Source organism: Lacihabitans sp. LS3-19 (genome assembly GCF_024343575.1).
Lineage (GTDB): Bacteria > Bacteroidota > Bacteroidia > Cytophagales > Spirosomataceae > Leadbetterella.
In genome coordinates this window covers 1-14,438 of record NZ_RJUA01000015.1, presented here as the reverse complement: position 1 = coordinate 14,438, position 14,438 = coordinate 1, and the positions used below count along the sequence as shown (strand labels likewise).

Annotated in this window: 15 protein-coding genes; 6 read left to right on the top strand and 9 right to left on the bottom strand. The window is 34.8% G+C overall.

Annotated features, from left to right (window positions below; translation table 11 throughout):
- The first annotated feature begins 52 nt into the window (after positions 1–52).
- On the top strand, positions 53–769 hold the full coding sequence (locus EGI22_RS11965; RefSeq protein ID WP_255068660.1) for an SDR family oxidoreductase: 717 nt from the start codon (positions 53–55) through the stop codon (positions 767–769).
- Positions 770–831: 62 nt separating this feature from the next.
- Here EGI22_RS11965 and EGI22_RS11960 read toward each other — a convergent pair whose 3' ends face one another.
- From EGI22_RS11960 to EGI22_RS11945, 4 genes are all read right to left on the bottom strand, one after another.
- The gene (locus tag EGI22_RS11960; RefSeq protein ID WP_255068658.1) at positions 832–1,911 is read right to left on the bottom strand and encodes an SO2930 family diheme c-type cytochrome; all 1,080 of its coding nucleotides are present in this window, start codon (positions 1,909–1,911) and stop codon (positions 832–834) included.
- A 4-nt stretch (positions 1,912–1,915) separates the two neighbouring features.
- Positions 1,916–3,187 carry a parallel beta-helix domain-containing protein gene (locus tag EGI22_RS11955; RefSeq protein WP_255068657.1) on the bottom strand — a complete coding sequence of 424 codons (1,272 nt, stop codon included), beginning with the start codon at positions 3,185–3,187 and terminating at the stop codon, positions 1,916–1,918.
- A gap of 72 nt (positions 3,188–3,259) precedes the next feature.
- Positions 3,260–3,841 (bottom strand): Crp/Fnr family transcriptional regulator, encoded by a 582-nt coding sequence (locus tag EGI22_RS11950; protein WP_255068655.1) that lies wholly within the window; start codon positions 3,839–3,841, stop codon positions 3,260–3,262.
- Positions 3,842–3,880: 39 nt separating this feature from the next.
- On the bottom strand, positions 3,881–4,903 hold the full coding sequence (locus EGI22_RS11945) for a patatin-like phospholipase family protein (RefSeq protein WP_255068654.1): 1,023 nt from the start codon (positions 4,901–4,903) through the stop codon (positions 3,881–3,883).
- Positions 4,904–5,025: 122 nt separating this feature from the next.
- Between EGI22_RS11945 and EGI22_RS11940 the strand changes: the two genes are divergently transcribed.
- From EGI22_RS11940 to EGI22_RS11930, 3 genes are read left to right on the top strand one after another with little or no spacing between them, the layout of a single operon-like run.
- Positions 5,026–5,775 (top strand): glycosyltransferase family 2 protein, encoded by a 750-nt coding sequence (locus EGI22_RS11940; protein ID WP_255068653.1) that lies wholly within the window; start codon positions 5,026–5,028, stop codon positions 5,773–5,775.
- A gap of 21 nt (positions 5,776–5,796) precedes the next feature.
- The gene (locus EGI22_RS11935; RefSeq protein WP_255068652.1) at positions 5,797–6,561 is read left to right on the top strand and encodes a methionyl-tRNA formyltransferase; all 765 of its coding nucleotides are present in this window, start codon (positions 5,797–5,799) and stop codon (positions 6,559–6,561) included.
- Positions 6,561–7,403, top strand: coding sequence for a polysaccharide deacetylase family protein (locus tag EGI22_RS11930; protein ID WP_255068651.1), 843 nt, complete (start codon positions 6,561–6,563; stop codon positions 7,401–7,403). The genes EGI22_RS11935 and EGI22_RS11930 overlap by 1 nt, the downstream gene beginning before the upstream one ends.
- Positions 7,404–7,460: 57 nt before the next feature.
- Here EGI22_RS11930 and pruA read toward each other — a convergent pair whose 3' ends face one another.
- From pruA to EGI22_RS11905, 5 genes are all read right to left on the bottom strand, one after another.
- On the bottom strand, positions 7,461–9,086 hold the full coding sequence (gene pruA / locus EGI22_RS11925; protein ID WP_255068650.1) for an L-glutamate gamma-semialdehyde dehydrogenase: 1,626 nt from the start codon (positions 9,084–9,086) through the stop codon (positions 7,461–7,463).
- Positions 9,087–9,234: 148 nt separating this feature from the next.
- The gene (locus EGI22_RS11920) at positions 9,235–10,821 is read right to left on the bottom strand and encodes a tail fiber domain-containing protein (protein ID WP_255068649.1); all 1,587 of its coding nucleotides are present in this window, start codon (positions 10,819–10,821) and stop codon (positions 9,235–9,237) included.
- Positions 10,822–10,915: 94 nt separating this feature from the next.
- Positions 10,916–11,296: a LytTR family transcriptional regulator DNA-binding domain-containing protein gene (locus EGI22_RS11915; protein ID WP_255068648.1), complete on the bottom strand. Its 381-nt coding sequence runs from the start codon at positions 11,294–11,296 to the stop codon at positions 10,916–10,918.
- Positions 11,297–11,520: 224 nt separating this feature from the next.
- On the bottom strand, positions 11,521–11,913 hold the full coding sequence (locus EGI22_RS11910) for a thiol-disulfide oxidoreductase DCC family protein (protein ID WP_255068647.1): 393 nt from the start codon (positions 11,911–11,913) through the stop codon (positions 11,521–11,523).
- Between the two features lie 30 nt (positions 11,914–11,943).
- Positions 11,944–12,378, bottom strand: a complete 435-nt coding sequence (locus tag EGI22_RS11905) for a hypothetical protein (protein ID WP_255068645.1) — start codon at positions 12,376–12,378, stop codon at positions 11,944–11,946.
- Positions 12,379–12,532: 154 nt separating this feature from the next.
- Between EGI22_RS11905 and EGI22_RS11900 the strand changes: the two genes are divergently transcribed.
- Together EGI22_RS11900 and EGI22_RS11895 are read left to right on the top strand one after the other, a co-directional pair.
- Positions 12,533–13,921, top strand: a complete 1,389-nt coding sequence (locus EGI22_RS11900) for a YfcC family protein (RefSeq protein ID WP_255068643.1) — start codon at positions 12,533–12,535, stop codon at positions 13,919–13,921.
- Between the two features lie 231 nt (positions 13,922–14,152).
- Positions 14,153–14,438, top strand: a 286-nt coding sequence (locus EGI22_RS11895) for a hypothetical protein (protein ID WP_255068641.1), incomplete at its 3' end; no start/stop codon positions are given.

The following is a 14,438-nucleotide window of genomic DNA, read 5'->3' as shown; positions in this document are numbered from 1 at the left end:
TTTTTTAAACCTTTTGAAAATACCAAACGTTGAAAAACAAAAAAACAATATTATGGAACTTAGCAATCAAAAAATATTAATAACGGGAGGTGCAACAGGAATAGGATGGGGTCTGACTGAGAAATTTTTAGCAGAAAAAAATACTATTATTATTTGTGGAAGACGAGAATCGGTCTTAGCAGATGCTAAAGCCAAACATCCTGATATAATTACGAAAATTTGTGATGTTGCCAACTTTGAAGAAAGAAATAAATTATACAATTGGATAGCTGAAAATCATAGTGATTTAACTGTGTTAATCAACAATGCTGGTATCCAAAATTGGATGGATATTTCAGACGAAAATTTCTTTAAAAAAGCACAAGAAGAAATAAAAATAAACATAGAAGCACCACTTCACTTGACGCAGCTTTTCTCCAAATTGCCGAACCTTAAAACTATAATGAATGTAACTTCAGGCTTGTCTTTTACCCCTTTGGCTAAAACGCCTGTTTACTCAGCCACAAAAGCTTTTTTCCACTCTTTAACGCTATCTCTTAGATATTTACTGAAAGATATTGAGGTTATAGAAATTATTCCTCCAGCTCTAAATACAGATTTGGGAGGTATAGGACTACATGACTATGCTCCTCCAGTAAGTGAATTTATTACTTCAATTTTTGAGCAATTAAAACAAGGTAAAAATGAATTAACTTTTGGCTTTAGTGAAAACATGCTGAAAGCTGGCCCAGAAGAGCTAAAAGCAGCTTTTTCTAGAATGAATCCTTAATTCGCAAATCAAGGATTCATATATTTAAACTAATAAATTCGGCCAATATGTTTTGGCTAAATTTATTCTTTTAAGCTATCTATCCATAGGGCAATAAGTTCTACTCCTTCCTTATGAATACTCACTCTTCCTATCTCAGGCATCATGATGCCTGGATGCGTGGAATTCATGCGATAAGTAAGTATAGATTCCATACCATGTCCAGGATAAATGTCGTATTTGAAATCCCCCGCACCGATTCCTGCTGCAACAGGAGATTTTTTTACTCCCCAATGATATGGATCTGTAACTTCATAATTTAATCTCAAGCCTGAGCTTGCTGCAGGGCCATAGGTACTGTGGCAATGGCCGCAGTTAGCATCTAAATAAGACCTTGCTTTAGCATCCAAACTTGCTGTTTGATCTTTCATATTCTTGAGACCATTTATCTTGGTTTGATCTGGAAGTCCGTTCAAATAGCCCACTTCAACCCATTTTTCCAACTGATTCTTTTTCTCATCACCATAAGCTATGGTATGATTTAACTGCTTGATTTTAGGGCCAATTGGACTGAAAGTTCCATTTCTATTGTGACAACTTTTACATTGGTTTTTATTGGGCATTGCATATTTTATATCATGCTTCTCCCCTTTTTCATCTTTCCAAGAAGCAGGAAAAACCCCACCCGTTGCTTTATACTTTGCATCTTTTTGGTCGTCGGCCCATTTATAAGGATATGCATCCCACTTATCTTTTCTTTTTACCAAAAGCCTAGTTTCCATAACTTTACGTTCACCTTCTGGTTTTGAAAAATCTTCTGGGTAGTAAAAATTTTTAACTAAGATAGTGTTTTCAGGAAAATCCAAAGGTTTGTCTTGATCATTTATATCAAAATTAGCCTTCGATCCTTTTGGCATCCAAACAAAGCGAGTTTTGAAAGCATAGTCTGTAAACAAGGTAGAGATTGGCTCGTAAAGCAAAACACTTTCATTTGCCTCTAATTCATTTATTTCTCCTTTAAAAAAACCATACTCAGACAGATTTTTATAAGGAAGTTTTGTAAAATCAATATCTGCGGGCGTAGTGCTTTTTGTCATTTTAAAACATGCAACAGAGCCCCAAACTAATAAAGCGAATACAAGCGAAATCTTTAAACCTTTCATTTTTTCAAATACCTTTTACATCTGTAGCAACTGCTACTTTACAACTATTAAAATTCTCAGGATCATTTACAACATTTATATCCATAATACCTCCTTTGGCAGGAATAACAAATCTTGAAAATCTTAAACCTTCAGTTTTCTCTGCAATACAAATATTCATTGGATTTTTAGTAGGGTCAGTTCCTACTTTTTCATCTATTATTCCATCATAAATAACATCTTGTGGTGCTTTGCATTTGGCAGTTATTAGTTTCCCAAAGTCTTTAGAAATATCTGGAATAGCCATTTTACGTTCGTAAATGTTATCATGAAAATATATATCGGAAGAATATGGGGACCAGCCTGGATGATTCGGCACTTTTAGTTCGGTTATCTGATAATCCAAAATCGCAACCCCTGTAGTTTTATGATTAATTATTTGGTTTTCATATACTTCTACATTTTTTCCGGCCATAATTATAACACCACTACCTGGAGGAATCATAGAAATAGGATTACCATTTTCAGAAGCCACACCTTGTGCAAAATTGTCGTGATTATTCTCTTTTATTAAATTGCGGTACACTTTAGTATTGGTACCAAAAGCTTTTGGCAAACCTGGCAAATTAAATACTAAAATACCAGATGTATTGTTTATGGTCTCATTATCATATACTTCTGCATTGTCTGAGTTTTCGATTTCAATACCTGCTACATTTTCAAAAACATAATTGTTTCTTACCACAATACCTTCTGATTGACCAACATAGATTCCTGCATCTCGAGAGTGGGAAACTTCGCAATATTCTACCAGAACGTTTTTGCATTGTACAGGATAAATACCATAAGTGCCGCTTTTGGCTAAATCTGAATGACTCCAAGTTGTATTTACTCTTCTAAAAACTATCCCATCACAATGTTGGGTTTTTATATCGTCACCGGGAGCATCTATTACTGTAAAATCTTCAAGAACTATGTTATTTCCAGCGATTTTCATTCCCTCTCCACCTGTAGTTTGGGTTTTAAATGAAATTACACTTTTATACATTCCAGCACCTTTTATGGTGATGTTATTCAAACTATCTAGTATTAACTGTGTGCCAATTTCATAGTATCCTTCTGGTATATTGATTACAGCTCCATCTTGAGCATCAATAAACTGTACCAATAATTCTTCGATTTCCTCTTCAGAGGCTTTTTTGAGAATAGAAGTATCTAATTTGGAGCTTGTTTTTTCAGAGGAAGAACAAGAAAATAAAAATGCAGAGCATAAAAATGCTAAAAAGATATTTTTCATATTGATAAGGTTTAAATAGAAAACGTAAAATTATCTTATAAATAAGAAAAATAAAATTGACATTAGTCAATTTTATGTCTTTTTGGCTCGAATTCGGCTTAAAGTTTCTTTAGAAACACCCAAATAACTGGCGATCTGGTGCAAAGATACGCGATTGAATATCCACATTTTTTCACTTTGGAGTTTTTCAAATCGCTCAATAGCAGTCAAGTAATGAAAATCGTAATGATAACTTTCTGTTGAAAGAAGATAGTGTTCAGTAACTACCCTACCTAAACGCTCAATACTGTGAAACTTGGAGTATAAATTATTTAAATCTTCATAGTTAATATAGAACCCTGAACATCTTTCAAGTGCTTGAAATCCTGTGTGGCTTCCTTTTTGGTTTACCATGCTAGACAATGATGCAACAACGTCGCCTTCAAAGCCAAACCATACAGATATTTCATTTTGTTTTTTATCTAAAATAAACTCTCTAACAGCACCTTCTGCTAGAAAATAGATTTTATCGCAAACATTACCTTTTTGCAGAATTAATTCTTTTTTCTCAAACTCAAACGATTGCAAGCTATCCGAAAGTGCTAAAACCGCTTCCGATTCCAAAGCCACCATTTCTTGGAGATTCTGTATTATTGATTTTTTTATTTCATTCAATATCAATCTATTTTTTTCAACAATTTAATAAGATAATAATCATCTACCAAAAAACTCAATCACTGCTTGCTGACCAGCCGTCATCATTTGCACTTTCTCAAAATCTGGAACTTTCCGAACTCTCGCACTTAGCCCTAAGTCATTTATGTAAATTGTTCTCTCAGTATCTCTTGGATTAGGTGGATTTACATTTCGCATAATTAATCCGCCTAAAGCGTCCATATAAGATCCAAAATCCACAATATCTTGCTCAGCTAAACCAGATTTCTTTGATAATTCATGATCAATCTGTTGACACTTTTCCAATCTTAAGCCTAATGTTTGTTCATTAAAAAAATCACCAGAATTTAGATTTTCATTGTATTTTTTGTCATCAAAAACATCAATTGGATAATTCAAAAGTAATCCACCATCTACGAACAATCGGGTGTTTTCTTCGGGTGTATTTTGTTCGAAAACCTTTCCCTCCTTGCTAATCCAAAGGCTTCTGTAATATAAGGGAATTGACATGGAAACCCTTACGGCATCCGCTATTCTCATTTTAGGGTATGTTTCGTAAGAAAAAACCTCTAATACTTGCTCAGTAAGATTGCTTCCTGTTACATATAGGTCTCTATAAGGAGTTGTTCTTGCTAAATGATGTAGCTCTTCGAAAGTCAAGTTTGCATTTCCTGTCTTTTGATAAATTAAATTCTCTAAGGTTCTTAAAAAGCTATCTCCTCTAAACCAACCGAATTCTTTGAAGAGCCTTTTAGAACCTCTGGCTATAAATCCATCGTCATTAAATGTTTCGATTGGTGTTTCATTTACAATTTTCACAATGTCTTTGGGCGAATAACCAATTGCCAATAAAGACGCTTGAATAGCTCCTGCGGAGGTCCCAGCTACCCTAGAGATATTTTGCAAAATTCCATTTTTTTCTAACTCCACCAGTGCACCTCCGTAAGCTATTCCTTTTATTCCTCCACCTTCCATTACGAGGTTTCGATAAACAGTTTTTTGTTGGGCAGGTAATTGAAAGCTACAGAAAATCAATATAAATACTAATACTTTTTGGATCATAAAATATTTTTTAAGTCTAAAAAAACAACTTAATATTGTTTGATTTATTGCTTAAAAATACCACACTTTTAAACAAAAAAGGCAAATATGCCGTACTTTTGTAGGCCAACAAAGCATCTTTAATGAAATTTAGCATTATCACCGTTTGCTATAACAGCATCAGTACTATAGAACAAACCATAAAAAGTGTTTTAAGCCAAACTTTTAAGGATTTTGAATACATAGTAGTGGATGGAGGATCGATTGACGGCACTTTTCAGGTTTTGGAAAAATACAAAGCCCAAATTCGTTATATCTCAGAAAAAGACAAAGGCATTTACGACGCCATGAACAAAGGCCTAAAAATGGCCAATGGTGAGATTATTGGCATGATTGGCTCTGATGACTTTTACCCTTCAAATGACGTTTTAGAATCTATAGCTGCTGCTTTTGATAAATACAAAACGGATGCAATTTACGGCGACAAACAATATGTAAACCCTGAAGACACCTCAAGAATAGTAAGATATTGGACGGTAGGCGAATACAAAAAAGAGAATTGGCTTAAAGGCTGGATGCCACCACATTTATCATTTTATCTTAAAAAATCAATCTACGACAAAATCGGACCGTATAGAACTGACTTCACTTGCTCGGCTGACTATGAATTGATGCTAAGGGCTTTATACAAAAACGATGCTTCTGCAAAGTATTTACCAAAAGTAGTAATGACCATGCGGAATGGCGGCACAAGTACAGCCTCTTGGAAACACAGATTGGTAGCTAACAAAGAGGACAGAAAAGCATGGAAAGTGAATGATTTAAAACCAAAATGGTATACTCTTTGGTGGAAACCGCTATCAAAAATCACTCAACTGTTTAAAAATAAATAAAAGAATACCTGCAAAAGGAATATGAGAATTGTAATATTGACGCAAGATGACCCATTTTATTTGGGAAAAAACATTGACTTTTTAGTAAAAAACATGCCCAAAGAGGCCGAAATAGTAGGTACGGTGCTTTTTGATGTTTCGCCTTTCGGCAAACGAGAGTCTTTTTTAGACAAAATGAAAAAGACTTTTGATGTTTTTGGGTTTAGGTTTTTTGCTTATTACAGTTTTAAATTTATAAAATCCAAACTCGATGCCGCAAATTCTGTAGCTAAAGTTTTAGCAAAACACAATATCCCACTTATACAAATCGAGGGCAGTATAAACAGCAAAGAAAACCGCAAAAGATTAAAAGAATACGAGCCAGATTTATTAATTTCGATAGGTGGAAATCAGATTTTCAAAAGACCTTTACTGGATTTGGCGACACATGGCTGTTTGAATTTGCATACTGCACTTTTACCTAAATATCGTGGTTTGATGCCTTCTTTTTGGGTTTTAAAAAACAATGAAAAATATACCGGAGTCTCCGTATTTTTTGTGGATGAAGGCATAGACTCAGGTGAGATTTTGGTACAAAAAAAAGTAGAAATAGGAAATAGAAGCCAAGAGGAATTAATAAAACACACCAAACAAATAGGCATGGAATCGATAATAGAATGTGTGGAATTGATTCAAAAAGGTGGATACAATTTAATACCTAATCCTGCCGAAGAAATGACCTATTTTTCGTTTCCAACAAGGAAAGATGTTGATGAATTTTATAAAGCAGGCAAAAGATTCTTTTGATGAAAATATTGACTTTTGACATAGAAGAATGGTTTCATATACTTGACAATGACGCCACCAAAACCGAAGCAGAGTGGGAAGGTTTTGAGTCTAGGATTCACGGGAATATGGACAAAATTCATGGAATTCTAGAAAATCAAAAAGCAACTTTTTTCTGCTTGGGATGGATTGCTAGGAAATATCCTGAAATACTTAAAGAAATAGATAGAAGAGGTCATGAGATAGCTACGCACTCAGATTTACACCAATTGGCTTATGAGCAAAATCGCCAAACATTCGAGCAAGACTTGGAACGCTCTATAAAATCTATAGAAGATACAATTGGAAAAAAAGTCAGAGCTTACCGTGCTCCGGGTTTCTCTTTAATGGAAGAAAACAAATGGGTGTTCGAAGTATTGCTAAAAAATGGTATTGAAATCGACGCTTCTATTTTCCCTGCCAAAAGATCACATGGAGGTTTTGAGCAATTTGGCCATGCCGAACCCTGTTGGATTGAAATAGACGGCATGAAACTGAAAGAATTTCCTATAAACTTGTCTTCCATAGCTGGAAAAAATATGATATTTTCGGGAGGTGGGTATTTTAGACTCTTACCCTTTCCTCTTCTAGATTTGATGACCAAAAACTCCGACTATGTTATGACATATTTTCATCCAAGAGATTTTGACGCCGAACAACCAATGGTGCCAGGATTAAATTATGTAAGGAAGTTCAAGTCATATTACGGCCTCAAAGGCTGCCTTTCAAAGCTTGATAAATTGATTAAAAAACACGAATTTGTGGATATTCGGACAGCTGAGGCTTCTATTGACTGGGAAAAAGCTAAGGTTGTGAAGTTGTAAAAAAAAGGACACGAATTACAAAATCCGTGTCCAATCCGTAAAATCCGTGTGCCAATTCTAACCCAAAAACGGATATTTATAATCAGTTGGAGAAACAAAAGTCTCTTTTATTGTACGGGCATTTACCCAACGTAAAAGATTCAATTTCGAACCTGCTTTATCATTAGTTCCTGATGCTCTAGCTCCACCAAAAGGTTGCTGTCCCACTACCGCTCCAGTTGGTTTGTCATTGATATAAAAATTTCCAGCTGCGTCTACCAAAGCAGAAGTGGCTTGATCTATCGCATATCTATCTTGAGAGAAAACTGCTCCTGTCAAAGCATAAGGTGAAGTAGTATTTACCAAATCCAAAGTTTCTTCCCAAGCATTTTCGTCATAAACATAGATTGTCAAAACTGGCCCAAAAATCTCTTCGCACATGGTTGTATATTTTGGATCTTTGGCCAATAATACAGTCGGTTCTATGAAATAACCAACAGATTTATCGAAACCTCCACCTGCAACAATTTCTACATTTGCATCATTTTTTGCAGCTGTAATATAAGCAGAAATTTTATCGAATGCCTTTTCGTCTATTACGGCATTCACAAAATTCGAAAAGTCTTCGGTTGGTCCCATTTTTATGTCAGACAAATCTGCCAACATATATTTTTTAACATCTTCCCAAAGGTTAGATGGTATATAAGCTCTTGATGCCGCAGAACATTTTTGACCTTGATATTCAAAAGCCCCTCTTACCAATCCCACAGCTACAGCTTTAGCATCCGCAGATTTGTGAGCAATCACAAAATCTTTGCCGCCAGTTTCTCCTACAATTCGAGGATAAGCCTTGTATTTATGAATATTACCTCCAATAGTTTTCCAGATATTTTGAAATACGCCCGTACTACCTGTAAAATGTATTCCAGCAAAATCTGCATGATTAAAAACGATTTCGCCAGTTAGTGGCCCATCCACATAAATCATATTGATAACGCCATCTGGCAAGCCTGCCAGTTTAAAAACTTCCATGATTACATTGGCCGAATATATTTGTGTGTAAGCTGGTTTCCAAACGATTACGTTACCCATCATAGCCGCACTAGCAGGCAAGTTACCCGCTATGGCCGTAAAATTGAAAGGTGTCAAAGCAAAAACAAAACCTTCAAGCGGACGATATTCTAATTTATTCCACACACCTTTTGAAGACTGTGGCTGCTCGTTCATTATTTCCTGATAAAAAGCCACATTGAATCTCAAGAAATCAATTAGTTCGCAAGCTGCATCTATTTCAGCTTGATAAGCATTTTTTGATTGCCCTAGCATCGTAGCTGCATTGATTTTAGCTCTGTATGGCCCAGCCAATAAATCGGCTGCTTTTAAAAAGATGGCTGCCCGCTCATTCCAAGGCAGATTTGCCCATTTTTTTCGAGCTGAAAGAGCTGCCTCAATGGCTGCATTTACATGCGAAGCATCTCCTTCTGAAGCATTACCAAGTATATGATGGTGGTCATGAGGAGGTGAAAGCTTGATTTTTTTATCTGTAAAAACCTTTTCAGCACCAATATACATGGGCACTTCGACCTGCTGACTTCTAAGTTCAGCTAAAGCTTTTTTAGTATTTTCTGTTTCGGCACTTCCTGGAGCATAGTTGAGTACAGGCTCGTTTTGTGGAAGCGGAACTTTATAAATGGCATTATGCATTTTATCTACTTACGTTTTATTGATGAAATATGCTGCAAGTTCGGAATTTTTTTAGAATTCCATAAACTTTGATTAAAAGTGCAAAAAAAATGTCGAAATGAGTTATCATTTCGACATTTCCTTTATCAAAAAAAAGATAAAAAATTAATTATTTGTCTGTATTGGTTATTTTAATGCTTTTCGAATCCTCTAGACTTGCAAGTTCTGACTTAAGTACTTTTACATCACCAGACAATTTTTCAATCATTGCTTGTTGTTCTTTTATTGCATTTATCAACACAGGAACCAACTCACCATAATTCATCCCTAATCGCTCTTCACCAATTTTGCCATCTTTTGTTAAACCATTCACTACCTCAGGAACTAGTATAGCAACCTCTTGTGCAATTAGCCCCAGTTTTCTACCTTTAACGGCCTTGTTTTTCCAATAATAAGTAACTGGATTGAGTTTTAAAATTTCATTAAGACCATAGTTTGAGCTCAATATATTTTCTTTTTCTCTTTTATCTGAAGTTTGTATTACGCCATTTGTGGCGAAAACATCATCAAATCTGAAAGATGCACTTCCCAAGTCGTTAGTGTTATCTGTTGCAGGACGAAAAGACCCTGAGTCCATAATATATTCTTCGGTAGTAGAAGTGAAGTCATTAAATGAAACTCCAAACTTTAAGCTTCCACCTTCATTTTGCATTCTCCAATCATTAAAACTTGTTCCAGTTCGCAGTAATTCTATTCCTATTGCACTTCCACCAGAAACATCAGAAACTCTAATAAACGGGGATCCTGCGTCTGAAACTTCAAGGGAGCGATTTGGAGATTCTGTGCCAATTCCAACAAATCCACTACTTTTAATATTTATACCTCCAGCACCACCACCACCTGCAGAAGCATTGATTTTCACTGCTGCCGAGCTATTTTCATAAAATACCCAGCCTTTAGAACTGCCTAATTGTTGGAAATTCAAACCGGCATTGTCATTTGCTCCGGTTGAATTAAGAAAAACAAAAGGAAATGAAGTATTTAATGTTAAATCGCCTTGTAAATGGGTATTACCTGCAACTTGAAGTTTATTTGTCGGATTACTTAATCCAATTCCTACATTACCATTGCCTGTAACAGTTAAAATATTGCCTGTTGTTGTGTGATAAATATTCCACCTAGAGTCTGCTGTACTACTACCAACATTAGCTGACATAATCCACTTTCCAGTTCTACCCAAATTTTCAAAGTTTAACCTATTAAAGCCAGTTGAGGTTGAATGAAGCAACCTCAAACTTGCATCTGAATCTCCAGAGGATGAATTTGCCACATCTAATTTAGCTGCGGGTGACGAAGTGCCTATTCCTAAATAGCCATTATGGTCGAGTCTCATCCATTCAGTTAAAACTGTAGAACCTTTAGGGGTTGTACTGAAACGCATAGTAGTTCCCCTAGCTGATAAAGTAAATAGTTCATCAGAGACAAAGTCAATAGCTGCTTGATCACTCGAGGAGGTTGTATTGTAAAAACCACTTCCTCGTAACCTAAGAAGGTTACTACCGCTAGTTACGGCACTTGGACTGGATATTGAACCAGAAGACCTAAGCCCCCTAATATCAGGTAAACTTGAAGACCTCAAAACCAAATCAGGAGCGGAGTTGGTGGTTGTTTGATTTCCAGGCGTTATCAATACCGATTGGGCATTGATTTTCAAGAACGGAAACAAAATCAACAAAAATAATATAAGTTTTTTCATAGTTTTAATTGTTTTATTTAAAAAAGTAAATCTAAATTAAAAGAGGTTTTTGGTTTTGATTCAAGTGTTTTATCTAATGGTAAATTGTTTTATTTTATGGCGTATTAATTAGGTTATCTAGTTCATTTTTAAATAAATAATCAAGAAAAGCTTTACCTTTTCTTCGAGAAAGTATATGTGATTTCCCATCTGACATCATAGCATAATATACGCCATCTTGTTGGTATACTTTCTCCAAATAGTCAACATTTAAAAGGAGCCCTTTACGAGGAGAGAAAAAGTTATTGAATGTTTCTAAACTGTCTGAAAACAGACGCATCGTAAAAGAGCTTGTAAGTAAGCCATTGGTTTTAGTTCTAATTAGGCTATAATTACCTTCTCCAACTATATATTGTATTTCGGGTGTTGGTAATGCCTGTTTTCCGTAATTAAGTATAATGCAAGGTGTACCAGTAGTAGTAAAAGTAGTTTTCATGGTGTTTTTAATTTATAGTTTAAAAGTTTTAAGGAATTTATTTCACTCAGAACAAATTCTTAAACAAACCTAAAAAAATAAAAAATATGAGATTGGACTATTAAACAATTGGTATGAAAAAGTAAATAATCGGCTAGTTTTAACAGACAAATTGAAAGATTGAAATTAAAACAAAATTAAAATATTCATTAAAACACTGATTATCAACAACAAAATACTGGTATCTATAAAAATCTTTTGGACAATTGTACTGTAGGCAACCAGCAAGTTTCTCTTTTCCCAAACCATCTATATCTGTTCTTGGCAATCAAGTCATAAAGAAAATCAGTGATGTAAAGAGGCAAAAATGAAAAGAATGATAGCCAACGATATTTAGGTAGAAATAGAATGATTTTAAAAACTGCTTCGGATTTTTTGTAAATCTTATTATCAAGTATTAGAATAATAGAAGATAAGTCGTCTGATGGAATTTTATATTTAAGGAAAAAAGCTTTGCTGTATGCAGATTGTAAGGACGAAAAAAGAAAAAGTTCTTCGGGGTCATTTTTGATAATAAACTGTACAGAAAAATTGCACAGATTACATACTCCATCGAAAAGAACTATAGGCGAATTCATAATAAAAAGCCCCTTTCGGGGCTATCTCTTTTAAAATAATTTCTCAAATGGCAAACGACTCAAAATCAGAATCAAGGCCAAACCAAAGAAAATCATCGAAACTTTGAATTTACGACCATTCCCTATAGCTTTTTTTGACTTTGCATTACCGATTGTGGCTAAAACCACAGCAATAATATTAGTAAATGGATGCTCAACTACTGCTTTTCTAATAGCTCCGTCTTTCATTGCTGCTCCCATATCAGAAAATGCATTTTGGGCAACTGGCGAAACGGCCAAAAGAATCAAACCTAAAAGGAACATAAAATGTGTTGAAATCAAAGCAAATAAATTGATTTTACGATTAGAATCATCAAATATTTTCTCAGAATTGGAGCCAATAATGCCGTTTACAGTAGCATAAGCCAATAAAGCTAAGCAAATAAATGCGATCCAATGATGGGCTTGAAGAATAATGGAATACATAAAATTGGGTTTAATTGTTTGTCAAAATTAATTCAATATTTCTAAATAAACACCCAAAAGGCATATTTTGGTTTTAAACTAGGTAGAAAATTCTCGATTTAATTTTTTTTCGGATAAATTACGTGTTCAATTATTATCCTAAAAAAAGCTCTTAATGAAAAAATGGCATGAATATATTCCTCACCCAATTGTAATGTTGTTTGGAATTTTAGTATTGGCGTCAATACTCAGCTATATAATTCCTGCTGGGGAATATCTAAGAGTAGAAATAGACGGCAAAATGAATGCTGTACCAGGTTCTTATCATTTGATAGAGAAAAGCCCTGTTAATATTGTAAAAATGTTTTTTGCCTTTCCTCAAGGTTTTAAAACAGCCGTCGATATTGTATTCATTATTTTGTCAAGTGGTATAATGTTTGGTTTTCTAGAAGCAAGTGGGGCTATTGAAAACGGAGTTGGCACCTTTGTAAATATGCTGGGCGACAAAAACAAAAACTTCTTAGTGGTAGCAATGACATTCCTTTATGGAGGTTTAGGGATTTTTATGGGATACGAAAACAATATCGCCATGATACCGATTGCTGCACTTTTAAGTTTAGCCATAGGTGGAGATTTAATTCTTGCTGCTGGTATAGCTGTGGGAGGCGTAACAATCGGTTTTGGCCTTTCACCATTTAACGCATATACAGTAGGAACTGCTCACAAAATTGCCCAATTGCCATTGTTTTCTGGAGCGGGTTTAAGAAGTATTTTATGCTTCATAGGCATCGCAGCATTGGCTTGGCACAATGTAAGATATCTCAAAAAGCTGAAAATAAAACCCGAAAATGGACTAGGAATTGGCCTTGAAACAAAAGGTTTAGAATTATCAAAACCACTTTCAGAATATAGCATGTCAGCAAAAGATATTTTTACGCTTTTGCTTTTTTTAGGTATGTTAGTCGTGATGTTAATTGGTGTGTTTCAATGGCATTGGTATTTAAATGAGATATCGGGATTGTTTCTCATTCTGGCTTTTGTTTTAGCATTATTGTCTAAAACTAATACCAATAAAATTGGCTCAATTGTTCTGGATAGTGTAGCCAAAGTAGCTCCTGGGGCATTTATGGTGGGGTTTGCTTCTACCATAAAGGTTGTATTGGAAATGGGAAAAATAAACGATACAATAGCACATTATTTATCTGGACTTTTAGTTGGACTTCCATCTTATTTATCAGCTGTTGGAATGGTTTTTACACAAAGTCTAATGAATTTTGCGATTCCTTCAGGTAGCGGCCAAGCATTGGCTACTTTACCTGTTCTTTTACCTGTGGGTGAGGTTTTAGGTTTAACAAAACAGACAGTGGTCTTGGCATTTCAAATAGGAGATGGATTAACTAACTTGATAAACCCAGCTCTTGGAGGACTCGTGGCTATGATAGCTATCTGTCGTGTGCCTTTTGACAGATGGGTTAGATTTATTCTACCATTAATGTTAATTTTGATTGCTGTCAGCCTTATTTTTGTGGTCATTTCTGTTTTGATTCATTACGGACCTGCTTGATTTTGGTTGAATTAGTTATTGGTTTATTTGTGTATTTGTTATTTGTGTATTTGTAAATTAGGAATTTGTGTATTTGTTGATTAGTCTCCAGTTAATCATCGAAAAGTAATTGACAAATCGGCTATTTATGAAATGGATATATAAAATTTGGTTTGATTAGGTTTTAGAAAAAAAGATTGATTTTTCCTTGAAACAGGAAAATTTTGATAAAAAAGGATTTAATAAAAATATATGAGACTTCAGAAAACAAAAGAAATATTGACAGAATTGGTAGCTTTCCAGGTTTTGGGAGGTGACGGAAATTTAAGTATTATTGAATATTTAAAAAACTATTTAAAATCTCAAGATGTAGATTTTGAGGTAGTTCCTAACCCAGAAGGAGACAAAGCACTGATGCATTGCAGAATAGGGCCTGCAGTGGATGGCGGCGTAATATTATCTGGCCAGACCGACGTAGTGCCTGTAAAAGGGCAAGATTGGATTACTGAGCCTTTTACACTTACCGAAAAAGACGAGA